At 37.5% G+C, this 26,010-nt stretch carries 19 protein-coding genes; 12 read left to right on the top strand and 7 right to left on the bottom strand.

What is annotated here, in order from left to right:
- Positions 1 to 24: 24 nt before the first annotated feature.
- Both FLUTA_RS03050 and FLUTA_RS03055 read left to right on the top strand, forming a co-directional pair.
- The gene (locus tag FLUTA_RS03050; protein WP_013685378.1) at positions 25 to 1,494 is read left to right on the top strand and encodes a T9SS type A sorting domain-containing protein; all 1,470 of its coding nucleotides are present in this window, start codon (positions 25 to 27) and stop codon (positions 1,492 to 1,494) included.
- Positions 1,495 to 1,496: 2 nt separating this feature from the next.
- The gene (locus FLUTA_RS03055) at positions 1,497 to 1,862 is read left to right on the top strand and encodes a hypothetical protein (protein WP_013685379.1); all 366 of its coding nucleotides are present in this window, start codon (positions 1,497 to 1,499) and stop codon (positions 1,860 to 1,862) included.
- 427 nt (positions 1,863 to 2,289) lie between these two features.
- Here FLUTA_RS03055 and FLUTA_RS03060 read toward each other — a convergent pair whose 3' ends face one another.
- A complete protein-coding gene (locus FLUTA_RS03060; protein ID WP_169312056.1) occupies positions 2,290 to 10,029 on the bottom strand; it encodes an Ig-like domain-containing protein in 7,740 nt (2,579 codons plus the stop codon).
- Positions 10,030 to 10,447: 418 nt separating this feature from the next.
- A complete protein-coding gene (locus FLUTA_RS03065) occupies positions 10,448 to 11,683 on the bottom strand; it encodes a PKD domain-containing protein (protein WP_013685381.1) in 1,236 nt (411 codons plus the stop codon).
- Positions 11,684 to 11,776: 93 nt separating this feature from the next.
- Between FLUTA_RS03065 and FLUTA_RS03070 the strand changes: the two genes are divergently transcribed.
- Positions 11,777 to 14,035: a T9SS type A sorting domain-containing protein gene (locus FLUTA_RS03070; protein ID WP_013685382.1), complete on the top strand. Its 2,259-nt coding sequence runs from the start codon at positions 11,777 to 11,779 to the stop codon at positions 14,033 to 14,035.
- Between the two features lie 139 nt (positions 14,036 to 14,174).
- Here the strand turns inward: FLUTA_RS03070 and ispE are convergent, their stop codons facing one another.
- Positions 14,175 to 14,978, bottom strand: a complete 804-nt coding sequence (gene ispE / locus FLUTA_RS03075) for a 4-(cytidine 5'-diphospho)-2-C-methyl-D-erythritol kinase (RefSeq protein WP_013685383.1) — start codon at positions 14,976 to 14,978, stop codon at positions 14,175 to 14,177.
- 60 nt (positions 14,979 to 15,038) lie between these two features.
- Between ispE and FLUTA_RS03080 the strand changes: the two genes are divergently transcribed.
- Positions 15,039 to 15,995, top strand: coding sequence for an acetyl-CoA carboxylase carboxyltransferase subunit alpha (locus tag FLUTA_RS03080; protein WP_013685384.1), 957 nt, complete (start codon positions 15,039 to 15,041; stop codon positions 15,993 to 15,995).
- 102 nt (positions 15,996 to 16,097) lie between these two features.
- Here the strand turns inward: FLUTA_RS03080 and FLUTA_RS03085 are convergent, their stop codons facing one another.
- Positions 16,098 to 16,889, bottom strand: a complete 792-nt coding sequence (locus FLUTA_RS03085) for a hypothetical protein (RefSeq protein WP_013685385.1) — start codon at positions 16,887 to 16,889, stop codon at positions 16,098 to 16,100.
- A 231-nt stretch (positions 16,890 to 17,120) separates the two neighbouring features.
- On the opposite strand from FLUTA_RS03085, the gene FLUTA_RS03090 reads away from it, so the two are divergent.
- From FLUTA_RS03090 to FLUTA_RS03110, 5 genes are all read left to right on the top strand, one after another.
- On the top strand, positions 17,121 to 18,041 hold the full coding sequence (locus FLUTA_RS03090; protein WP_013685386.1) for a DUF5777 family beta-barrel protein: 921 nt from the start codon (positions 17,121 to 17,123) through the stop codon (positions 18,039 to 18,041).
- Positions 18,042 to 18,181: 140 nt separating this feature from the next.
- On the top strand, positions 18,182 to 18,721 hold the full coding sequence (locus FLUTA_RS03095; RefSeq protein ID WP_013685387.1) for a YceI family protein: 540 nt from the start codon (positions 18,182 to 18,184) through the stop codon (positions 18,719 to 18,721).
- Positions 18,722 to 18,727: 6 nt separating this feature from the next.
- Positions 18,728 to 19,138: a hypothetical protein gene (locus FLUTA_RS03100; RefSeq protein WP_013685388.1), complete on the top strand. Its 411-nt coding sequence runs from the start codon at positions 18,728 to 18,730 to the stop codon at positions 19,136 to 19,138.
- Positions 19,135 to 19,500, top strand: coding sequence for a cytochrome c (locus FLUTA_RS03105; protein ID WP_013685389.1), 366 nt, complete (start codon positions 19,135 to 19,137; stop codon positions 19,498 to 19,500). Before FLUTA_RS03100 ends, FLUTA_RS03105 begins: the two co-directional genes overlap by 4 nt.
- Before the next feature lie 202 nt (positions 19,501 to 19,702).
- Positions 19,703 to 20,545: a choice-of-anchor V domain-containing protein gene (locus FLUTA_RS03110; RefSeq protein ID WP_013685390.1), complete on the top strand. Its 843-nt coding sequence runs from the start codon at positions 19,703 to 19,705 to the stop codon at positions 20,543 to 20,545.
- A 168-nt stretch (positions 20,546 to 20,713) separates the two neighbouring features.
- On the opposite strand, the gene FLUTA_RS03115 is transcribed toward FLUTA_RS03110, so the two are convergent.
- Complete coding sequence (locus tag FLUTA_RS03115) at positions 20,714 to 21,280, bottom strand: hypothetical protein (protein ID WP_013685391.1); 567 nt, start codon at positions 21,278 to 21,280, stop codon at positions 20,714 to 20,716.
- A gap of 101 nt (positions 21,281 to 21,381) precedes the next feature.
- On the opposite strand from FLUTA_RS03115, the gene FLUTA_RS03120 reads away from it, so the two are divergent.
- Positions 21,382 to 22,872: a hypothetical protein gene (locus tag FLUTA_RS03120; RefSeq protein ID WP_013685392.1), complete on the top strand. Its 1,491-nt coding sequence runs from the start codon at positions 21,382 to 21,384 to the stop codon at positions 22,870 to 22,872.
- 151 nt (positions 22,873 to 23,023) lie between these two features.
- The gene (locus FLUTA_RS03125) at positions 23,024 to 23,395 is read left to right on the top strand and encodes a methionine-R-sulfoxide reductase (RefSeq protein ID WP_013685393.1); all 372 of its coding nucleotides are present in this window, start codon (positions 23,024 to 23,026) and stop codon (positions 23,393 to 23,395) included.
- Positions 23,396 to 23,400: 5 nt separating this feature from the next.
- On the opposite strand, the gene FLUTA_RS03130 is transcribed toward FLUTA_RS03125, so the two are convergent.
- Together FLUTA_RS03130 and FLUTA_RS03135 are read right to left on the bottom strand one after the other, a co-directional pair.
- Entirely contained in the window at positions 23,401 to 24,354 is a 954-nt protein-coding gene (locus tag FLUTA_RS03130) for a transglycosylase SLT domain-containing protein (protein WP_013685394.1), read from the bottom strand.
- Positions 24,355 to 24,556: 202 nt separating this feature from the next.
- Entirely contained in the window at positions 24,557 to 25,663 is a 1,107-nt protein-coding gene (locus tag FLUTA_RS03135) for an LBF_2804 family protein (protein ID WP_013685395.1), read from the bottom strand.
- Between the two features lie 70 nt (positions 25,664 to 25,733).
- Here FLUTA_RS03135 and yidD point away from each other — a divergent pair, with 70 nt between their 5' ends.
- A complete protein-coding gene (yidD, locus tag FLUTA_RS03140; protein WP_013685396.1) occupies positions 25,734 to 26,006 on the top strand; it encodes a membrane protein insertion efficiency factor YidD in 273 nt (90 codons plus the stop codon).
- Positions 26,007 to 26,010 lie beyond the last annotated feature (4 nt).

Raw genomic sequence — 26,010 nt, forward strand, 5'->3', positions numbered from 1 at the left:
AGAACAATTGATGATTTTATTTTTATGAAAACGCTACTACAACTCGCAATCATCTTGCTACCTTTCTCACCTTGTTTTGCCCAACCAGCAAATGATAATCCTTGTTCAGCTACTTTAATTTCTGTAAATGTAACCTGTACATATTTAGCAACAACAAATGTTGCAGCAACAGATACCCCAGGAGTTCCTGCTCCTGGATGTGCAAGTTACTTTGGTCAAGATGTTTGGTACAGAGCCGTTGTTCCACCAACAGGAGTCCTCATTATCAACACAAACTCAGGCACTATGACAGATAGCGGAATGGCTTTGTATACAGGAACCTGTAGCTCACTGACTTTAGCCGAGTGTGACGATGATGACTCTCCAAATGGCGCTATGTCAATGATTCAATATGAAGGATTTACACCTGGAAGCACCGTTTATATTCGAATGTGGGATTTTGGTGGTGGAACTGGAACTTTCTCAATTTGTGCAGTTGCTGGTACACCCAGCACATGTACAGGTGCGGCAACCAATGACAACTGTCCTACACCTGCTATTTTAACCCAAAGCGCAGGTACATTCAGTGCTTCTACTGACGTTACATTTACAGCTGATTTACCAGGAAATGTGAACTCTGTATTTTGTGGATCCATCGAAAACAATTCTTGGTATCAATTTACTGCTAGCAGTGCTACACATACCTTTCCAATTGTTTCTGTCACAGGATGTGTGAACAATTACGGTATTCAAGCTCATGTTTACAGTGTAAGTTATAACACCAATGGATGCTGTACAGGATTTACCTCAATGTCTAACTGTTACAACCCTTCAAATACTACTTTAGGAACTGTTACCGCAACTGGACTTACAATTGGCAATAATTATCTTCTAATGATTGACGGAAATGCTGGAGACGGCTGTGAATTCACCATTTCAGGTTGGACAGGTACGGGAATTCTGCCTGTTTCACTTTCTGAATTTAATGGTGTCTCAACAACTTCTGGAAATCAACTTACTTGGGATACCGAAAGCGAATATAAGAACGACTATTTTGAAGTGATGTATTCAAGAGATGCAGATCACTTTGAACCTATTGGAGTCATTCAAGGCGCTGGAACAACCTCCCAATTACAAAGCTATCAATTCATGCACCAAGGAGTTCCAACTGGCACAAGCTTTTACAAATTACAACAAGTAGATTTGAACGGAGAACGAACTGACTCGAAAATAATTTCTATCAATTCCAAAGAAGATTTGAACGGTTTATTCAGTGCTTATCCCAACCCAATGAAGGATCAGCTGGTTATTCAATTACAAAGTAACAAAGCAGAAATAATGACTGTTTCTATCATTGATGAAAAAGGAAGAAATATTCTATCTGAAGAAGTGCATGTAAACGAAGGAACGACTCAATTATACAGAGACATCTCCAAATTACAGTCAGGAGTTTATTTATTGATTGTAAATAGCAGTTCTTCTTCTCAGAAACAACGTATTATTAAAATGAATTAAGCATGAAAAAATCACTTTATATCCTCGTATTTACCTTCATTTCTGGCTTAGCTTATTCTCAAACAACTGTTTTTGAATTGAATCAGGAAAAAGCACGCTACAATGAGTTCAAACAAGTCTCACACATAGTGAATCATGTATTTATTCCACAAGGAACTGTAAATGCAAGCCAATATGCTGAAATCTGTTCAATTATGAATCAAAAAGACGGTTACGTATCCTGTAATCTGAATCCTCAAAATCAATTGGTAATTCAACACGAAGATTGGTTAAATACAAAAGACATTATAGATGTTATTAAAAGCGTGATTCCTGTCGATCTAAAAAAAGAAACAGAAGAACCAGCTTTAGAACATTTAAGTAAGTAAAGAAATCATATCACAAAAAAGCCATCTGTCAGTTGACGGGTGGCTTTTTCATTTTGCCTAGTTACCTGTGAGTTTGACTTTAAAATTTAGATTCTGAAATCAATTTTAAGAGACCTTTTTAGATGTAGTCGAGCTTGTCTATGAATCAACAAACACTCACGGTTAAAATGAATTCCAATCTTAGCGTAAGAGCTTTAATAAGTGTTTTAACAAAGGTTGAATAATCAAACTCAGGTTAATTACACATCTTTGGAGGAAAGTAAACCTAAAAAAGGAACATTGTAGACAATTAATCTTCTTGCCTACTTCAATCGGAAAGAAAAAGAAACAAAAACACATGCGTCTAAATAAGAATTACGAAAAATAAATCCACAAAAAAAGCCATCCGTCGATTGACGAATGGCTTTTCAATTTTAATTAGAATCTCTTAATTCTTCACAATGCGTTCAATCGCAGTTCCGAGTTCAGTTTTGATTCTCAATGTATAAACTCCTCTTTCATATCCACTAAGATCAACTTGACCTCCAGCATTGATTTGAGTTGTTTGAACTAATTTTCCTTGAACATCCATTACTTCAACAATTGCAGTAGCAGCATCCATAGTTACGATAACCACATCGTGCGTTGGATTTGGATGAACCGAAATCGATGAAATCATATTCTCTTTGACTCCAACGTTAGCTATCGTCACACAATTAGTTGTATCCGAACATGTTCCATTTGATACAATCGCAGCATACGTACCATTTACAGTTGCTGTAAATGTTTGAGTTGTTGCGCCCGAAATCGGAGCATTCGTCGTACAATTGATCCACTGGTAAGTTGTACCTGTAGAAGCTGTAACAGTTGCATTACCATTGTCTGTAGCAGTTGCTACAAATGCTGTAATAGTTAAGTTCAAAGTAATCACCGAGTCACAACCTGCAGCATTTAAGATTGTATCATTATAAAATCCTGTTGCATTGTAAACTGTTCCATTTTGTGCCCATGTATAAGTCGGAGTACAAGTTGAAACTGTAAACATCGATGATGTTGGAGTATTAATTGTCAAATTCAACGTAATAATCGAATCACAACCTACAAAATTTGCAATCGTATCTCTATATGCTCCAGAAGCGTTGTAAGTCAAACCTGTTTGAGGCCATGTATAAGACGTACATGCTGTCATAGGAACAGATGAAGTTGTTGGCTGAATGATCGTCAAATTCAAGGTAATGACAGAATCACAACCTAAAGCATTCGAAACAGTATCAGTATACGCCCCAGAAACAAGGTAAGTTGTTCCGTTTTGCGGCCATGTATAAGACGTACATCTTGTTAATGGAGGCAACGTAGAAGCTGAAGGCTGATTAATCGTTAAGCTCAATGTGATTACTGAGTCACACCCGTACATATTCGGAATTGTGTCATTAAATGCACCTGAAGCATTATAAGTTAATCCTGTTTGAGCCCATACATAAGGTCCACAATTTGTAACTGGAACCAATGAAGCAGAAGGACCTCCAATTGTCAAATTCAAAGTAACCACAGAGTCACATCCAATAAAGTTCGAAATTATTGCAGTGTGAGTTCCTGATGTAACATACGTTGCCCCATTCAATGGCCAAGTATATGTCTGACAAGCTGTATGATTTACAATTGCAGTCGTCGGCTGATTGATTGTTAAATTCAAACTAATCACCGAGTCACAACCTGCAGCATTTGAAATGGTATCACGGTAAACACCAGAAGTGTTATAAGTTAAACCAGTTTGTGGCCATGTATAAGACGTACATGCTGTTACTGGTGCTACAGAAGCTGCTGTAGGCTGATTAACTGTAATCGTTCCTGATGTTTGAGCCGTACAACCATTGCTCCCCGTATAAGTAACAACATAAGTCGTCGTTACTGTTGGTTTTGCATAAACACTTGTTGTTCCAGTACCTGTGTAGGCAACTGTACCTGCTGCATCTGTATAAAGAGAAGCCGCTGGAGACCATACTGGCGCTGTATTCGTATGAACGAATCTTACATTTGGTCTTAAAGCACTTGCTGCATTCTCATCCCAGCTCGTCAACGCATCAAATCCTGCAATTCCACCTAACACATCATCAGCAACAGCTGAATACACTGTGTTTGTAGGTGTAGTAGTGGTGTTGGTACGTGTACCTGATCCATTTCCTGCATTTCCTGCATTGTGAACGGTCTCAACAACAATATTTGAAGTTCCGTTCCAAGTATAAGGCGCTGTTAAAGTAAACGTTACTAATCCAGCGGCTGTTGGAGTGAATGTTGTAGGTCCGTATACTGTTGATGTACCCGCAACAAATCCTGTCAGTGCAGTAAGTGCAGTATTCCCCATACGGATTGTAAAGTTTGTACATGCACTTCCAGTAAATGTATTCAAATCAAATGTAATGGAGCTAATCTGTGCTCCCGCAACAAGTCCTTGAGCGGTAAGTTCCGAAGCTGTAAACAACAATTGGTGTTTTGCACCTCCATAGTAAGCACTCAAAGGGTTCGGGTAGGCAGTATTACCTGGCGCAGTTGTTCCATTTCCAAAAATTGCAGTCGATGTTGTTGGTCCGCTCGTCAAATGCTGAAGATCCCCAGCACAAATCGTTGAAGTAGCAGGAACAACTGGTGCAGTTGTAGGAGCTGGATTTACAGTAATTGCGTAAGTAGCTGTAGTTACACATCCTGCATTCGCTCCAGCAGACATATCAGTTCCTGTTACTGTATACGTAGTTCCAACAGTAGGTGAAGCTGAAACAGTTGCTCCTGTTCCCAAACCACCAGACCATGTATATGTGTAATTAGGATCATTCACACTTGATGCTGTCAAAGAAGTTGAACTTCCGTTACAAATTGTCGCCGTACCAGCAACAGAAATTACCGGAGCTGGTGTAACAGTAACAGTTACTGGAGTTCTTGGACTAGAACATCCTGAACCTACTTCTGAAACATAGAAAGTTGTTGTTGCAGTGATTGGATATCCTATTAAAGAACTTGCTGTCTGACCAGAAATTGCAGTACCTCCAGTAGAAACCAAGTACCACGAGAATGTGTTTCCAGATATTCCTGTTCCTGTAACAGAAGCCGTAGGAACTCCAGTTCCACATTGTGTGCTATTGGTAGCAACAGGTGCTGGCACAGAACTGTTAATCGTAACCAAAGGTGTTGTAACCGAAGCTACACATCCCGTAGCGATATTCGTAGATGTAACTGTGAATGCTTGTGTCACTGCCGAACCACTTGCATTTGTAATGGAAGTAGTTGCAGTTGCTGTATTCAATCCAGCTCCTGGAGACCATGACCAGTTATAATCATTGTTTTGATTCATAGTCAAGGTCATTTTAGGTCTTGTAGACCTTGTACCCGTAGCAGGTGTTCCTGCCAAAATAGCTGCAGGCGTCAAGTTATCATCACGGTAATATGCCGTTGCAACGTAAGCCGTGTTATCGTACTGAACTTGAGAAGATGTTCCTCCTCCATTGTTATTACTCCAGGATAATTGGACAATCAAGTTACTTGTTCCATCCCAAAAGTACGGAGTATTAAACGTAAATGTATTCAAACTTGAAGCAGTTAAAACCAATGAAGGATTAGAATAAACCTGCGTCAATGTAGCCGCATTTAATCCTGCAGACAAATCTGTAGCTGCCGTTGTACCGACATGAAGAGTAAATCCTGAGTAAGGAGATCCAACCGTTCCAATATTCAAGGCAACAGATGCAAAATTACCCGCAGTAAATCCAGCTGCAGTTAATTCTGAAGCTCTGATAATGTATTGCGATTTAATTCCACCGAATAAGTGATAGAATGGATTGTAATAATCACCTGAACCTGTAATAGCTCCTGCTCCGATTACAAATGGTCCATTATTCGCAGAAGGAATATTTGCAACAAGTACAATATTATCCCCACTACAAACCGCTGATGGTGTTGCAGTCGCTATGACCGCTGGAAGAGGATTTACAAGCACACTTGCAGTAGCAGATGCAGCACAACCCGCATCAGTAGCAGTTAATGTATAAACAAATGTTCCTGCAGCTGTAGGAGTAACAGAAACCGTAGTTCCTGCCAATGGTGATTCAGCACCACTTCCTGTTGTTGCGCTTTGCGTGGAGTAAGTATAACTTTGGAATGGTGTTCCATTTATGTTTGCTGCGGTTAGTGTAAATGAACCACCTACACAAATCGAAGCTACGGAAGCTGTTAATGAAACTGCATCTGGTGTAGAAACGTTCACGGTTACCGGAGTTCTTGTACTTTCACAACCCGTTACCGTGTTCAATTCACTCACATAGAATGTTGTTGTGGTTGAAACCGTTGAGGTAAATGTAGCAGATGTACCTGATTGTAACGCTGTACCTCCTGAAGAAGCCGCATACCAATTAAATGAAGGAGTTGGCAAACCACTTGTAGAAGTTACATTTGCAGTTGGCACCTGCACACCACATTGTGCACTGTTTGTAGCCGTTGGTGCTGTTGGTAAAGGATTTACAGTAACTGTTGTTGATGGAGAAGGAGCAAACGTACAACCGGCTGCAGTAATGTTAGCTGTGTAAGTTGTAGTTGCTGTAGGAGAAACCGACAATGGGTTTGTGGTTCCAATAGTTCCAACTCCGTCTGACCAGGAAACAGATGTAATGGTCTGTGTAGCATTTCCAATAAATGTAAAAATTGGTCGTGATGATAAGGTAGTAGCACCTCCGTTCCAACCACCAGGAGTAGTATTTCCAGTATATCCACACACCTCTGCCGCAGTTCTACTGTCTACATATCGTGCATTCGCCGAAACATAAGCCGTAGAGACAATTGATAGATTACTTGCTGTGTTTGAAGTATTGTTATTACTCCAACAGAAGCTAACAATCACATTGGATGTACCATCCCAGTTAAATGGCGTCGAAAATACAAAGTTATTTGCACCAACAGTTGGAACAAAAGAAGGTATCGAATAAACCTGCGTTGCTATGTTTTCAATATTGTTAGTCAATGCTGTCAAAGCAGTATGATCCATACTGATTCCAAGACCACTTAACGTACTTCCTGCACCAGTAATATTTAAAGACATTTGAGTAATGTTTCCTGCGTTCAACCCTAGGGCAGTCAATTCGGAAGCACGAATTAAATATTGTGTTTTTACACCACCATAACCTCCATAAAAAGGAGTTTGAGCAGCTGAACCAGTAGAAACAGTACTTCCTGTACCAATTGTAACCGGACCGCTTTTCACTAGTTTCGCAGTCAGCACACTAGGAGATGAAGCACAAACTGTGGATGAAGAAGCCGTTGCACTTGCTGTAGCTCCGAATAACGGCTCATCTGCATAAGGTGTTCCTGTATAAGAACCATTCAATACAAGTGAGTTTGTAGCTGCCACACCCCATACAATTGTTCCGTTTACTGGCGTTGGAACAGGAATTGTTCCTTCCCAGGTTGTCCCGGAAACGTTTGTCATTACGATGTTTGTTTGCGGGACACCATTTACTGAATATCCAATTGTTGCACCTGTAATTGTTCCTGAAGCAGTTGTAATATTTACAGAAACTAAACGAGCCGTTGCAACGCATTGCGTAGTTGTCGGAGGAGTAACTGAATTCAATGTAATAACCGGAGCAGGTGTAGTTCCTGAAAACTCATAAGCCCCAACATCAGGCGTACCTGATCTGGTAGTTCCTGTGTAATCAGTTGTAATTCCGGAAATAGTCGAAGCTCCACTCTCAACCTGAGTAGTAATTCCTGAAACCGGGCGTAAAAAGTCAGAACTTACCCCTGTTAAACTAATAAAGAAGTTCCCAGCAGTTCCATAACCAGAACCTACAAATGGAGCTTCTCCTGAAAAGGAATTCGCTTCTCGTGGCAAAACAGCAGCCTGATACGTTAACATCGTTTGATACGGAGTTGTTCCATCATACATCAATAAATGAGTTGCAGAAGGAGCCCCGGCATAAAGCAGGTTTCTATTGGATGCAGAAGCAAAGTTATTCAATTGTACTGCAGAGCGACGGAATGCCACAGTAAAACCTGTTCCAGCCGCAGCAGACTCATTGATAATGATATTGTTTCTCATATCCAGAGCAGCAGTTGAAGCAGTTGCACTTGCCTGATGATAAATACCAGCCGTACCGAAGTTTGTTCCGGAAGAAGTTGCATTTAAGTAAACTGAATTGTAATAAACTCCATAAACAGCCGATGATGATGATGAATTAATATTAATTCCTCTAATAACATCCGTACCACTTGCAATTGGTGCTGTAAGTCCGCTAATAATATTGTTTGATGTATTAACACCAGTACCTCCTGTAATACTAATTCCGAATACAGTACCTCCTGCATTTGAAGAAGAAAGACCATAAATGCGGTTCGCATTTACATTCGTAAGTGTTGAGCCTGTAACAGCAATAGCACTTACCAAACTTGCACCTGTAGAAGAAAGTCCATTAATAGTATTGTTGTTAATTGAAATTGACGAAGCCGTATTTGAAGTTGTAATACCTGTCACGGTCGAACCAGCTCCTGTCGAAGTCAAGGATGAAATAGTATTGTTATGAATGGTTGTGGCAACAGTCCCAGCAAATGAATTCCCAATGTTAATGGCTGTAATTGAACTTTGTCCCGATATATTACTGAATGTATTATTTGCTACAGTAGAAGTCGCTCCTCCCCAATAAGTAGTTGTAAAACCAATAATTGCACTGGTTCCACCTAATATATTGGAAAAAGTATTTCCCGATATCGTTTTTGAACATGCAGTACCTGAACCATCCGTATTATTAATGAAAGTCAATGAGGTTGCTCCAGTAACACTGATGTTTGAAAAGTTATTATTGCTTAGTGTGTAAAAAGCACTATTCGGTGTAGAAGCGCCCGTTGTAAATCCAACTACAGAACCCCCGGCACCAGTTTTCGTAAACTGTGTAGCAATCGTATTATTGGAAGCAGTTGAAGATCCTCCGCCTGGAATTGAAAATGAATGAGAAACGAATGTCACAGAACCTGTTGTTGTAACAGTCAGGTTATTAAAACTATTGGAATTAATCGTTGTTGTAAAATTCGTGCTCACAGTTGAAATAAATGTCAAACTACCCGTAGGAGAAGCCACACTGTGACCAAAACCATTAAATTGGTTATTTGAAATATCCAGTGTAGATGTAGCAGAAGCAGATCCGGAAGGAGAAGTAATTCCCACGACATTTCCTCCTACAACAGCTGACATCAAATTAAACGTATTATTAGAAATCACTTGTGAAAATGTTCCTGTCGGAGTATTCGAAAATGCCTGAAGCTGAATTCCATTCAAAGTACCAGATGTAACCGTACCACTGCTGGTCAATGTATTAAAAGTACAGTTTGTGTTTTTTACGTTACGAAATAAAATTCCATTCACAGTCCCTGAAACAGCATTGAATCCAGAGAATGTTCCGTTTAATCCAAATGTAATCGTGTTTCCATCTCCTGGCGCACCACCGATTATCAAGTCTGACGCATGATCAGCGGCTGCAGTAGGTCCTAGAACTACAATCCCAAGGTTAACTGATGAAATCGTATTTCTTTTAACTGTTAAATTATTATTGTTTCCAGTAGTTGCTGTTGCCCCAGCGGCCATCGCAGTCGCATTATGAGTAGAGTTTGCATAAATCCCCATCGCATTTTGATAGGTTGCACCTAAACCAATAGTGTTGTCTGTTATGGTAACATTTTGACACCCATCAGTGATTGTATTATAAAACAGTGCAATACCGAACTCAGTCATATTATTAGTACCCGCAGCAGTTGTTGTATTCGCTGCATTTTCTCTCAAATCCAAACCTGAGATGGTAACATAATCCGATCCGATCAATTTAATGATCCCATCATTTAAAGCTCCTGCTGTTAATCCCGCAGATGCTGTAATGATCGGTTTAGGCGCACCGCCTACTCCGTGGATAACAATTGGATTTGCTACAGTTCCTGTAGCCGTGATTGTAAATCCTCCTGCCGGTGCCGTTTCGGTATATCCAGAAGGAATATCTAAAGTAACACCTCCGGCTCCAATACCGCTTGTATTGATGGCTGTAACGAAGTCTGCAATGGTAGCATAGTCAGTAGGAATAGTTTTCGTTCCTGAGACCTGTCCAAACAAACTTCCAGAACCAAGAATCAAAAGCGCAGAGCACAAAATGAGTCTTGAAAAATTCATGGTTTTGATTTTCAACATAATCTATAAGTTTATAGTAACGGTACAAAAATGTTACTATCCTCGTTACAAACAAAATTGACATGGCAATTGAAAGCTTAACCTTCAAGTTAATAAACCGATTTAGCAACAAATTGAGAATCTTAAAAAGATAGTTTAACCTAAGTGAAACAGGGCGTAAAACGAGCTATATACGTTAAAAAAATAAAAAATATTATTGTTAATTATTTAACGTAATAATTATCAATAATTGACAACACTATCAAATTTAGCAGTTTCAAAAAGCTTAAAAATGTGAGCTTAACAAGCTTTTGTTATTTTTTAGTACGAATAGTTTAAAAAATGAAATATTAACAAAAACGTTAAACAAAAAGCCTCTGACCAAAACTCTTTTCATTTTTTTAGAAAAAACTACTTGGTTTTATATTGTTCGAATAATCTTTACCACACCGTTTGTGTCTTTTATCTTAAGCAATTGAACAATGGCTTTTCGAGAAATTGAAATTGGAACTTCATTGATTTCTGTAGTTTTCAGCAGCAGTCTCCCATCAACACTATAAACCTCCAGTGAATATCCTAATTCTTTGGAAGAGACTTCAATAACATCCTCTTTGCTTGCAATCTGAACTTCTTTAAAATGCTTATCGGATAAATCAAGTGTTGTTACTTGCACCTGGATTGAAAAAACATCTGAATTACATGGAGACGAGGCGGTTAACTCAACTGCAAATGTTCCAGTTGAAGTATATGTATGCTGAGCATCTACTGAATTCGCAGTTTGCCCATCTCCGAAATTCCAACTATAACTTATAGCTCTTGAGCTTTTATTCTCTAACTGAATCGTTCCTCCATTTTGAACAATCGAAAAATTAGCTTGAGTAGGTTCGTCAACTGAATGTAACTGAAAATGATCCAATGAATCTAAAATAACCGCAGCAGCAGCATTTTGAAGAATTCCCGCAGTAGTTGCATTCAATCCGCCATAAAAAGTCGACCCAACTGGAGTTTGCTGAAACAAGGATGCGTAAAATGTACAAGCCGCTAAATAAGTTCCTTCTACGGATGGATGTGATTCATCTGCATTATACAAATTAATAGTCGGGTGATTGGTGCGAACATACGCCCAAACTGCTCCTACTGGAGAAACCATCGCTCGATCGCTTGAATCTGCCATGCGCATATACGCATTATACAAGCGCGTATTCATTTTTTCAAAGGTGTTGATTCCTGACCATTGTGGATCTCCATTTTGCCGACCCCAAGTCATATAATACATTACATTACTACACGCATTATTTGCCCATATACTATCTGATAATCGGAGTGCAAAAGGCAAAGTTCCTGTATTCACTTGAGAATCTGGAAAACTAGGTTCTTGACTTTGACCCTGAATAACAACAACATCCCACGGTTTGGAGTGAATCTTGACATAAGTCGCTGCATCGTTTACTTGATTCTGAAAGGTATATCCACCATTCGTTTTAGAGTCAACGGTGGTTTCTTTCCCCAAACTAGTTGTCAGACTATTCAACATTCCAGGTAAATCATTTACGTAGGTGTAACTATTTCCAATGAATAATACAGAAATAGAATCTTGGGCAACTAATTGCGATTGAATCAGTGTCAATCCAAGGAGAGAGAGGATTATTTTTTTCATTTAGTTTAATTTATACTAGGTAAACCCTAAAAGAGTTTTGGAGTTGCCCGAATAATTGTCTTATTTTAGGATTCAGATTGTAATCCTAAACAAATGATAAAAGTCTTTTCCTCATTTTTAGCAGTAATTATTAGTTCACAAATAACTCTTGCTCAGACTTATTTAGGATTTGAATACAATCCAAACATTCCCGTAAAAACAGCAACCGCAACCTTAAAAAATCCGTGGGCGGGCGGAATTAATTACGGACAATTCTCAACAATCGATTTTAATTTTGACGGATTAGACGATTTAGTCATTTTTGATCGCAGCGGAGATGAATTCATCTTGATGGAACATACTTTAACGGGTTCAACACATGGATATCAATACATTTACAAAGGCCATAACTATTTCCCTTCCGACTGCAAATACCGATCGGCTTTTGTGGATTACGACAATGATGGAAGAAAAGATTTGTTTACTTACGGAATTGGAGGAGTGAAAGTCTATCGAAACATTGGAAGTTCGTCACTTGGGCTTCAATGGCAATTAGTTACAGACATTCTCCAAACGGATTACGTGGGAAATGTTTCCAATTTATTTGTTAGCGCTAGTGATATTCCTGCATACAGCGATATAGATTTCGATGGAGATATCGATATTTTAACCTTTCATATTGGTGGTCAAAATGTAGAATACCATCAAAATCAAAGCATGGAACTATATGGGATTCCCGATTCCTTGAAATTTGTGTTGAAAAACCAATGTTGGGGGAAATTTAGTGAAGATCCAAACAACAATGACTTGGTTTTAAATCAAACGGCATATCCTTGTGAAAATGGAGACATTGCAAATCCACTTAGACCAGAAAACACTGTTAATGAAGACTCAATCAATGCAACTGTTACCAGACATACTGGTTCAACATTGCTAGCAATAGATATCAATAACAATGGTGTCATGGATTTGATTTTAGGCGATGTTTCCTATCCTGGCATTACACTTTTAATGAATGGCGGAACTGCCCCAAATACCAATTCAGTGATGATTAGTCAGAATCACAACTTCCCTTCTGTTTCACACCCAGCATCCATGCAATTATTTCCTGCAATATATTGGGAAGATGTAGATTTTGATGGAAAAAAGGATCTGATTGTTGCACCAAATGCACGAACAGTATCTGAAAATCAAAATAGTGTGCAATTTTTTAAAAATATAGGCACAAATGCGCTCCCCAATTTCGTGTTTCAAGAAAACAACTTCTTGCAAAAAGAGATGATCGATCATGGCTTGGGAAGCATTCCTGTTTTAGTTGATGAAAACGGAGATGGGCTGAAAGATCTTGTCGTTGCTGACTTTATCCGATACAAACCAACATTGAATCTGGAATCCGTGTTTCAATTATACCGAAATACAGGAACTGCTTCTAATCCAGAATTCACACTTGTAAACAACGATTATTTAGGATTCTCTGCCCTTGGATTAGGTTTACGAGCTGTTCCTACTTTTGGAGATTTGGATGGAGATGGAGATCAAGATTTAATCGTTGGACGTGAGAATGGAACTCTTGTCCGTTTTACAAATTCAGCGGGAGCTGGAAATTCATTGAGTTTTGGAGTATCTGTCCCAGTCAATGACAATACTGGTAATCCAATTAATGTAGTTTCCTATGCCTTCCCGCAACTCTTCGACCTAAATAAAGATGGATTATTGGATTTAATGGTTGGTAAAAAGACAGGCGAAATCTCTTATTATCAAAATACGGGATCAAACTCAAGTCCAATCTTCACATTAATTAGTCAAAATGTTGGCCAAGCAGATATTGCATCCACACCAGACGGCTATGCCTCACCGCATTTCTTTCGAGTGAATGACACCACACACTTATTTGTTGGAGCCTATAATGGAAAACTGAATTATTACCGCAATATTGATGGACACCTAACAGACGGTGACACCTTTAGTTTGTATTCAAGCAATTATCTAAATTTAGACGTTGGATTATATAGTTCTTTTTTTGTAGATGATATTGATGATAATGGTTACTTAAATCTCTTTGTAGGGCAAGACTTGGGTGGATTGTTCTTATTTGAAGCAGATCCATTAAGCACCTCTTCTCTTTCAGAGAAATTTATTGAATCAAACTTGGTTCTCTATCCGAATCCAGGAAATCAGTTTGTAAAAATTTTAGTAAAGGATGGAAATTTATCAAACCTAAAACTTCTTGGAATGTACAATATTCTTGGGCAAAAACAACCAGTAGAACTCATGAACTCATTAGTTGATGTGAGTAATTTGAGTATTGGATCTTACTATTTTGTAATTGAAAACAATGGCAAAGTAGAACACCTGAATTTTATTAAAAACTAACTCTTTCATTTACAGATAAATTCCGTCCTCATGAAAAACACTAAACATTGTAAATCAGTACCTTAAGCGCAAATCTGTTCACATCTTTATGAACACATAAATTTGAAAATTCAAAAATATTTGAAGAAAAAAGTCTGAACTAAAGCTTCAAATATTTCTCATACATCACCTTATGCGACCATTGAATCGACTCAACTTCTGATTCAAAAATTCCGAATATCGTAGAACCTGATCCAGTCATTGAAGCATAAATTGCTCCATGATTATATAAGTCATTTTTAATATCTTCTAATTCAGCATATTTAGCAAAAGCACTCTTTTCGAAGTCATTTACCAAAGAATCCTTCCACATTCGAATCGGTTTTTCCAAAATTTCTTTCAAGGAAGTTCTATCATTATTTGGAACAACGCCCTCATAAGCATCCTTGGTTGAAACATGAATTCCCAGATTCACCAAGACTACAAAGAGGTTCTTAAAATCAATGTTCAAAGGAGTTAAAACCTCTCCTCTTCCTGTTGCAAATTGCAATCCACCATCAATAAAAAAGGCACAATCCGACCCGATTTTTGAAGCCATTTCCTTCAAGGATTCATTCTCAATTTCAGGAGCATATCGATCCCGCATTAATTTCAAAGCAAAAGCGGCATCTGAGGAACCACCACCTAAACCGCCCCCCATTGGAATGAGTTTATGCAAATGGAAGGCAAGTGTTGGAATCGATTTATGGATTCTAAATTCCGCCTCAGCATCCAAAACCAAGTTCCCCAAACCTGGTATTTCAAGACCCGAAGTTGTGAAGGTAGATTCTTCACTTTCGATTAATTCAAGTACGTCATTGAAAGGCAATTCCAACATGGCTGTTTCTAGTTCATGATACCCATCATTTCGTCTTCGAAGAATGTGTAATCCCAAGTTTATTTTACATGTTGGAAAATTAATCATGCCGTAAAATTAATAGATGCGAACTATTTTCGTAAATTTCGCACCTCAAAATAGTCAATTATGTCAACATATTTAGATTTTGAAGAACCTTTAAAGGCTTTAGAAGATCAAATCGAACAAACGCGCGAAATAGGCAACAGCACAGGTGTTGATATGTCTGATAAAATCGGAGTTCTTGAAGAAAATCTCGTAAAAAAAACGAAAGAAATCTTCGGGAAATTAACTCCATGGCAACGTGTGCAATTGTCTCGTCATCCAGATAGACCATATACTTTGGCATATATCAATGCAATTTCAGAAAATACCTTTCAAGAATTGCATGGTGACCGAACAGTGAAAGATGACAAAGCCATGATTGGTGGGTTCGGATTACTTGACGGAAGAACAGTGATGTTTATCGGTCAACAAAAAGGAATCAATACCAAGATGCGTCAATACCGCAATTTCGGAATGCCAAATCCAGAAGGATATCGCAAAGCATTACGCTTGATGAAAATGGCAGAGAAATTCAACAAACCAATTGTAACATTCATCGATACTCCAGGAGCATTCCCAGGATTGGAAGCGGAAGAAAGAGGTCAAGGTGAAGCAATTGCCCGCAACATTTATGAAATGATGCAGTTGAAAGTTCCAGTAATTTGTATCATCATCGGCGAAGGTGCTTCTGGTGGAGCATTGGGAATTGGTGTTGGTGACAAAGTAGTGATGTTAGAAAATACGTGGTATTCTGTTATTTCTCCTGAATCCTGTTCTTCTATTTTATGGAGATCTTGGGAGTACAAGGAAAAAGCAGCGGAAGCATTGAAATTAACAAGTACAGACATGAAACGTTTGAAACTGGTAGATGATGTCATTCAAGAGCCTTTATCTGGTGCTCACAGGGATCAAGAAGGCAGTTTCCAAAATGTAAAAGCAAAAATCATTGAATACTTGAAAGAATTAGACCCAAAAACTCCTGAAGCAAGAGTGAATGAACGCATTGAAAAGTTCAACTCTATGGGAGTTTGGAACGGATAGAAAACAGTTCGAAAAGATCAAAAAGTTTAAAAGTCGGGGTGTATGCAATAGCAGATTCACTCCGACTTTTTTATTGCGTATTGAATCTTACTTTCAAAAAATCTACTTTTCCCAATCAATTACCGTCTGCTCATTATTTAAATCAATAATCCACTTCAGCTTTTGAGCTTTCAGCACTTTTATCTTTTGATCTAAAAGAGCATCTGTCGAATAATCATTCACGATTGTATGTTCTTGCCAGCCGGATTTCCCTTTACATTCACTCACTATCCGAATATAATGTTCTCCTTTCGGAATCATTACCTCAAAAACGCCCCCAACACTTTCCAAGGACTCAATTGAAGTCGCAAATTTCACGTCATCCACATAGATGCAAATCCGCGATAAATGGTCATAACCCGACTCAATATTGATGAATTTCCAATCGATAATTAACGGAACGTGTTTTCCTTTAAAACCAATTAATTTTGGCTGAATTAACTGCCCTTTTTTATCAAATTGAGTAAGTAGAGTTGGTTTGCCATCTAAATCAAAAACGACGCGAACCTTCCCTACTTCATCCGCATTTAATTCAAATTCGCAAATAGCATCCATGCTAAATTCATTTTTAAACGTGTGATCTTGCCATTTACCGTTATAAAAAGCCTCATTTATGAGTTGAATTTTATGAATACCTTTCGAAATTTTTAGCTCATATTTACCTAGATTACTTTGAAGAACTTCTTCTGATATTGGTTGATCAATTCCGTCAATGAATACTTTGAGTCGATTTAAATGATCAAAACCACTTGCTATTCCATTAAATTTCCATTCCACAAGAACTGTTTTATCCTTCGAATAAACACTACTTGCAAAACAAAAACTAAACGCTATAAGAAGAATAAACAATTTCATCTGTCATTTTCTTGATACAAACATAGTCATATCTTTAAAACTCAACAACCTGCAAATGATGTATTTAAATCAAATTTAAAAACTTAGTTGATCCCACACAGTCTATATATCTCATAGAATAATCAAAAGGGATTCCAACCTTTCCGTAAAATATGGATTATTCGCCTAGGTAATTAATTTTAAATAGCATATTTTCACGCTCAGACAAATGAAACTAATGAAACTAACGATATGATTCAAAAAATACTTTTCATAGGCTTTGCTCTATTTATTAGTACATCTTTGCAAGCACAAGATCAATCTTTGGAGTCTGATTCGGAAGAATCGGAAGAAACTCCTGTTGACACCAATTTAGTAGAACAAACGTTTCAATCCACACGTATTGTCAGTGGACATTCCGTAGAATGCTTACGAAAAGGGGTTCTCGAATTTCGGGTAGAACACCGATTCGGAGATCTCGCAGGTTCAAATGGAGGAGTTCACAACTGGTTCGGTTTTGATAATTCAAGTGACATCAGATTAGCTTTTGAATACGGAATCACCAATAACATTATGGTGGGGGTTGGAAGAAGCAAAGGAAATGGAACCCCATACCGCTCTTTGTTAGATGGTTTTGTGAAATACCGTTTTTTGCAACAAAAAAGAGGCGGAATGCCCGTTTCCATAGCTGCAGTTGGAAGCATGTTCTACACTTATATGAAAGCTTTACCCGATGAATATGCAGTAGCACATTTCCCAAAACAAGTATACCGATTTTCCTATTCGGCTCAATTAAACATCGCACGGAAATTTGGTAATTTGGTAAGTTTAGCCGTGATGCCAACTCTTGTGCATCGAAACTATGTAGCTGCAGATGATCAAAACACAACCTTTGCCCTGGGTGGTGCCATGCGTTGGTCTTTAACACAGCGTTTGGGAATCATGGTTGAATATTACCAAGTTTTCCAAGATAAAGGTATTCGGAAAAATAATTTTAACAGTCTTGGATTTGCTGTTGAGTGGTTGACATTCGGACACAATTTCACGATTTATTTAACCAATTCTCGGGGATTTGGAGAAACACAATTCGTCACAAATACTTATGAAAACTGGTTGAAAGGTCAATTTAGGATTGGTTTTTGCATCGGAAGAAAGTTCGAATTTGGACAGTAAAAACAACGTTCAATTGGTTCAAAAAATTGAAAGAGTTCAACGTATTTATAAATTGATTTGAACATTTGAACATTTGAACATTTGAACATTTGAACATTTGAACATTTGAACATTTGAACATTATATATAAAAAATAGATTATGAAAAAATTACTTTATCCCACATTAGCACTTTCCTTGTTTACTACTTCGGCTTTTGTTACAATTACGGCTACGAATGATTATACATTCAAGGAGGATTTTACCATTGCTTTTAAAAGTAAAGATCCTTCAGGCGAATTCAAAAAAGCAAAAGGAACCATCAAATTTGATGAAAATGATTTGGACAATGCAAAATTTGATTTGACCATTGATGTGAGTTCTATCAATACTGGAAATTCTATGCAGAACAAGAAAGCTCAAACATCCGAGTGGTTCGAAGCTTCAAAATTCCCAACGATTAAATTTGTTTCTTCCAAAGTGGAAAAAACGGGTGAAAACATCTCTATCACTGGAAAATTAACGATGAAAGGAATTACAAAAGAAAAGAAAATTACGGCTACAGTTTCAAAAACTGGTGCAGATTTGACTTTCTCTGGAAAATTCACAGTCAATCGAATTGATTACGGTGTAGGACATAAAAGCGACGCAGTTCCAGATATCATGAATATTTCGTATTCAATTCCTGTTACTTCCAAATAAAGAATTATGTTTAAAAGCTTCTTCTTTTTGGCGGTAGTATCAGGAATTTTCTCTTCGTTAGTTTCTTTGATTTATTCCGCTGTTTACAAATCAATGGTTGAAATCGATTTTACAGAAGCGACTGGATATTTGCATTTACTAAATTTTTCACTCATGATTACTTTGGGAATTAGCATTCTTAGTGCAGGAATTACTGCTGTTATCAAAAAAAAATCAGTTGCAGCGTTTCTTTCCAATTTCATCCTTTCCGGATTTTCCATTGCACTTGTTTTCTACATTCTCAAAATGGATGATCCCATATTTAAAAACAAAGATTCAATGGATATGATTGATTACTTCAAAACATATATGATTCCATTTGCCTTTATTCCAGCACTTTCATGGTTCAGTTTTAAACCGTTATTTATCAATTCATGAAGAAATTAATTCAACTATTACTTGCAGCAAGCTTTATTTTTGCATTAACATTAATTCTGCCAACCGCATGTTCAAAAGCCAAAGCTCCTGCTGCTTTGATTGAAATAGATTGTACAGATTCTATTTCATTTAGTCAACAAGTTTTGCCAATCATTCAAGCAAACTGTGCAAGTTGTCACGATAGTGGAGCTGGAACCAATCCAGTTTTATCCAATTATGCAGAAATTTCAGAAAATGGAATTGCGCTATTAAACACATTAAAAGGGTCTCCGCAATTAATGACTCAAGGCGGACCAGCTCTTCCCGATTCATTAATTAGACAAATTCAATGTTGGATTCAACAAGGAAAACAAAACAATTAAAAAACACCCCAAATTCGGAAATTCATAAGTTATCACTGCAATTTCATAATAATAAACACCTCATACTTACATAACTTCGTCACAATACAATTTCACAACGAATAAAACTACTTCAAGTTACGTAAGCTAATTTTCAATGTTGTGGATGCGGCAAAGAAAATGAACTATTAAAAAATGCATTATGAATAAAAACTACTTTTTTATGGGGTTATTAGTAGCATCTGGACTGCTTCTAAGCTTTTCCCCCAACGAATCTATTCAAAAACTCACAGGATATCATGCTCTAAATGGTGCTGGAAGTCCTGGAGGAAGAACTGGGGCTCCGGGTGATGGAACATGCACACAATGTCATGCAGGAAGTGTTCAAAGCGGTTCTGGTTTCAATTTAGTCACTTTATCTTCAGGAGGAAATCCCGTAACAGAATACCTGCCAAACACGGTATATCAAGTGAATGTGACGATGTCAACAACAAATGCTAAAAATGGATTTGAAATCGTGGCATTAAATTCAAACAATACCATGGCTGGAACATTTGCTATTACGAATGCAACACACACAAAAACAATTACATCTGGAGGGAAAACACGTGTCACTCACAAATCTGCTGGAAATGATTTAGCAAGCTGGAGCTTCAACTGGACCTCTCCAGCAACCAATACGAGTGCGGTAACTTTTTACTTAGCGACAAATCAAACAAACAGTGACGCTGGAACAACTGGTGATATTATTCGAACATCGCAACATGTTTTCGGCACACAAGCCGATGTTAAAGAGAATACTTCAAAAGTAGAAACCACCATTGGCTATTCTTCCATCACAAATTCATTGAACATTCAGCTAGACAGCAAAGTAGCTGGTTCTGTTTTTGTCAACGTAGTTGATTTGAATGGAAAATCTGTATTCACCGAAAATATGGGGGCAATCAACGCTGGAGAAAGTGCACTATCAGTTCGTTTAGATCAGGAATTAAATGCTGGAATTTATATGGTAAATGTTTCTGTTGATAACAATATGACAGCGAAGAAAATTTTTATTTCGAAGTAAAACTAACAGAATTACAGGTCTTTGCGTTTTTATTTCTCTGCAGTTTTATTTTTACCGCAAAGAGTTTAGGGATGCAAAGGCCTTTAACGTTCAAATAATTCGTAATTCGTAATTCGTAATTCGTAATTCGTAATTCGTAATTCGTAATTCGTAATTCGTAATTCGTAATTATCCTATTCTTCTCTGCACCAATTCGTCTACTCGTTCATAAAACTGCGTTGGTGTGCTTGTTCTCCAATCAATATCCTCCAAATCACCTCCCATCACAAAGTAATGATCCACTCGTGCCTTTTCAAACTCACTGATTACATGATCGTGAAAGTTTACTAGCGCAATCCATCCATCTTCCACTTCATCAAACCACTCTTCGTAATAGCAATCATCGGAATAATGAAAGTTCAGTACATTTTCTCCTATTAAAATAAATTTAGTAATTCCATGCTGCATGATTTCTTCAATCACATTGCGCTTCAAAGTCATGATATCATTTTCTATGGCATCATTCCATTCTCCAATAAATTCTAGAATTGCAAAACCTTCCTCGTAGTCTGCGAACAGAATTTTAGTGAATAAGGTTCTAGAGCCAATATTGTCCCATTGAGGATGAATTAAGAAGTTATAAATCCGATCTGTAAACTCAAATTCACTGTATTCCCGATTGTAAAATGGAGAAAGCGAATCCTCCGATGCGATATACAAGTGTCTCCAATTAAAATAAGGCTCAATAAAATGCACGAAATCAACGTTTTAAGTTTGGAATAAAATTTGCAAAATACATCTTCGAAATTAAAAAGAAAGTCTACATTTGAGAGCGATTTTCAAACAAAAATTTACCTATGAAAAAACACATTAAAGCGCTAATTTTCAGCATTTTTGCTTTTAGCGGAATTTTAATTACGAGTTCTTGCTCTTCTGATTCAAAAGAAAGAGATGCTGCAGAAGCAACTTCAGCCTTAATTGAAGCAAACGAGAAAATAGTTGCTTTCGGTCATGTTGATGCCATGAACATCCTGAACAATTCCGATTATAAAAACATTCCGAAGGTAAATATCATCTTGGGAAGCGTATTAGGTAATTGGAAAAAAGGATTGGAAATCGACAAACCGATTTACTATGCGTTGGAGGCTCCTTTCAGTCAAAATGGAACACCAGAATCCGTTTATGCAATCATCAACATTAAAAACAAGGATAGTTTGTCTTCAATTATCAGTGAAATGGGCTATTCTTTGGAGAAAGAGGGAGATATTTCGTTCCATCAGGAAGATGATGTTACTTTTGGAATTCGCGAAAAATTACTTATTATCATTAGTAAACCCGGAGATTATGATGGAAAGGTAAAAATAAAAGAAGCTTTTACCTTCACAGAAGGTGATCTTTCGGAAGATAAAACCCAAGAAATAATTGAACAAAAAGGCGACATCGTTGCTGGAGTCGATATTGCGCGTTTATTTACAACCTCCAATACATCATTGGAAAACTTACCTGCGGATAAAAAAGATGAATTAACCAATTTGGTGGAAGATGCATTTGTTAAAACAGTTGTGAACTTTGAAAATGGAGCAATTAATTTCGAATCAAATAACTTGTTCTCTGACGAATTGAAAGACAAACTTTTCTTTAAAGACAAAAACGGATCTACACTTGTGAGCCAATTAGGAGGAGGAAATCCATGGATGGGAGTCGCTGTTAATTTAGATTTGAGAAAAGGAGAAGATTTTATCAGTTCTTATTTGCCAGATGGAAAAAAAGATCTAATCTCTGGTTTACCTACAGAAGTGAAATTTGCATTGCTAACTTTGGGTGAAAATCCACTCTCCAAATTATTCTCTGGTCAAGCAGGATTTGTACTTAATGGCGATCCAAAATCAGCAATGGGAATGGAATTAGAATACAGTAGTTTCCTTGGAATGGGCCCAAAAGGGGAAATTCTACAACAGCTTTTGAAAGAACAATTTGGTGCTTTTGGAATTAAAAATGGAGATACCTATGAAGTAGGTGAACTAAAAGTGAAACTTGCTAAAAAAGGAATTTACGCTTCTAGTGGAAAAGGAAATAGTGGAAAAATAAACCTTCCTTCTTACGCTAAAAACTTTGGTGAAGACAGCTTTTCGATGTTTATTGCTTTTGAAAAAATGGATGTAGCAAGCTTAGAACTCGAAGACGAAGCAAAAGTCATTGAAATTCTTCAATACATGACCGTCAATGTAAATAGAGATGGTACAAAAGTGATTGTAGCTGCAAAAAATAAGAATACCAATATCTTGAAACAAATTAAAGATTATTACACCAAACAAATCATGGATAAAATTGATGGAATGGGTGCTTAATATTGGTTGAAAGCAATTCGAAATGGGTTATTGGAAACAATAGCCCATTTTTTGTTTTATGAGAATCTCAACTAGCTATTCCGGCTGATTAACATCTTTTGAGATTTTCTCTTTTCATTTTTTCGTATCTTGTTCTTCATAAATTAAACCGATGAAAGAAAAAAAAGATTGGAATCCACTGACTCCTGAGGAAGAGCGTATTATTGTACGCAAAGGAACCGAGTATCCTTTCACAGGTCAATATAATAAATGGGCAGAACAAGGATTGTTTGTTTGTCGCCGTTGTGAAGCTCCTTTGTATAAAAGTTCAGATAAATTTGATTCTGGTTGCGGATGGCCTTCGTTTGATGATGAAATTGAAGGAGCTGTTAAACATGTTCCCGATGCTGATGGCAGACGCATAGAAATTGTTTGTGCAAATTGTGATGGACACCTTGGCCATGTTTTTACTGGCGAACGATTCACTCCAAAAAACACCCGTCATTGCGTTAATTCCTTAAGTATCCTGTTTAAGAAAGGATAATTTTGTTACTCAACAATTGTATTGCAATTATAAACTGGAATTCCTTTGTGCTTAACAATGTAATCCAATTGAATATGAGCTGCCAATGTCAATTGCGAGTAATTCTGAGAACAATTTCCGAAACTTCCAGCACTCGTTACCCACATTTTCTGGATCAATTCTTCCCCTGAAGCAACAGGTCCAATTGCATTAACGACAGCTTTCACATTTAAAGCTCCAGCATGATACACATGCATGGTCAATAAACGAAACCAGATTGAATGCTCATCAACAGTCAAACCTGCGCCTTCAGCAATTCCTTTCGCAGATGGAATACAAATGCGTTTTAACAACTGAGAAGCAGCATACGCTGATCGCATAAAATCTTTCCGCTCATCAACTGAACGATTGACCGTTAATCCCATTGAACGAGCCACAGCTGGCATTAATTGAAAAGGTCCATACGCACCAACAGATGATTTTTGCATTCTCCCTGGACTTTCAATCAGCAAAATGGATTGTGCATACCAAGGATCTACTCCAAATTGCTCAAAAGCAGAAACACCTTGCGGCAAACTTTCAAATACAAGGTCAAAACGATAGAAGTCATTTTTTCCAGTTGTAACATTTATTTTTTCATCAGCACTCAAACCAAATACTGTTCGGACGCTGTCTTTAAAAATCGTTTTTTGAACTTCCGTTTGAGAATGCCAGTCTTTATTCGACATTTTAGTAATAATCTGTCTCGTAGCGCCAACGTTTACCAAGACCGAATCGGGTGAAAGAATCATGATTTGTTGCCAAAATTTGGGATGTTGAAGTTGATCCCATTGAGCAGCCTGAATACCAGCCGATCCCATGATAATATGTTCAGAATTTCCTTCCGTAATGGCAATCATTTCACTATCCCAATTGGAACTTTGTGCAAAGGAAAGGAAAGGAATACACGCAATTAGTGTTTGAAGAGTTTTGCGTTTCATTGTGTTCTTGGGTTTTGGATGATGCAAATTAAAAAAAGGAAGTGAAGAATGCAATGCTTTTGTGAGAAATTAATACACTCAACTTTGTTAATGACGGGAATTATTGTTTCAATAAGGAAGCAATTCGCGGAAAGTTACAAGACTTTGAAAATAAATTGATTAGAAAAAAGAACATTTCACACCCTAATTCACTGATAAAAATTCAGAACTTCTTCAAACCTTCTCCGTCCACATACATCTTCAAAACATCTTCTATTTCGTTCATCGTCAATGGAAACCACTCTTCCTTTACTACATTTCGTATCGTTAAACGCTCTTTTACAGAAAGTGTTCCGTCAACAATCAATCCGAAAATCAATAACCGAGCAATTAACTGATTTTTTGAAACTTCCGACACAAACAACTCATCCAGATTCACTTCTTTTTCATAACTCAAATTCAAATCAGGAATTCGATCCAATGTTCCTTTCATAAAAGAATAAAGTGCAAAATTGTATTGGCGTTTCTGCTGCGCAATAAAATGAAACAACTTAGGTAGAATCTCCCTCACTTCCACCAATTCTTCTTTCGAGAAGTGATTCAAAAAATCATCTGTAGCAACAGTAGCAACAATGCGCATGCGTGTTTCCTTCATTACTCGACCACTAGCCCAAGCATTCCAAAAAGCAAAAATGGGAATACCAATCAAATCGGTAACAATGCGCAAAGCGTATCTTCCTAATAATCGTCTGACCAAAAATTTCATCACCACATTTGAAAGTGTCGCCTTCAATTTAGTAGCAATCAGCAACGAATAATAGGAAAATTTGGTCAAGCCAACATACGGATCAATCTCTAAAAGCTGCATGTGTTTTGCGGGCATTTCCAATCCAGCTTCGGTCAATAACGCAATTTGCTCCTGATAATCTTTTCGTTCTTTGGAAGGATACTGCATGATTTCACAAATGCGCTTTACGGCATAGATGTTCAGTATGTTCAACAACCAAATTTCTGGAAAAATCATGATTACCGCATAAAGCATGTAATACGCTTCAAACTCAAATTCGTAGCCAAAAACACGAAACTGTTGGGCATCCAATAAATGGCTAAAATGAAATGGAAATATGACAATCAATACCGCGCAAGCGCCTATGATTCCAGCAAGAAAGTATACCCGCCATTGAAGCAATTTCAACTGCTTCTTTTGAGTGTCATTTAACTGATAGCCCAATTTTTCTTCGGTCTTAATATGGGCTATTTTCTGACTTAGATACTTCGATCCTAGACGAAATGCAATACTCCTTTTTCGATTTTTATGAATCTCTTCCATACCCTTGGGATAAAATTAATCCAAAAACCGAATGTCAACCATTCTTGCGTAACTTTGTGAAGTAGTAGTTATGAAATACATCAAGCAATTTTTTGTTTCACTCTTAATTGTCCCTGTAAAAATTTACCAGTGGATTATTAGCCCCATTCTTCCAAATGCTTGTAGATACGATCCAACTTGCTCAGCTTATATGATTGAAGCCTTAAAAATTCATGGGCCAATCAAAGGATTATGGCTTGGAACAAGAAGAATTAGTCGCTGTCATCCATGGGGCGGATTTGGTTATGACCCCGTGCCTGAGAAAAAATGCGGGTGTAAGAAAGAGAATAATCAGTCGAAATAAAAGC

The sequence above is a fragment of the Fluviicola taffensis DSM 16823 genome (assembly GCF_000194605.1).
GTDB lineage: Bacteria > Bacteroidota > Bacteroidia > Flavobacteriales_D > Crocinitomicaceae > Fluviicola > Fluviicola taffensis.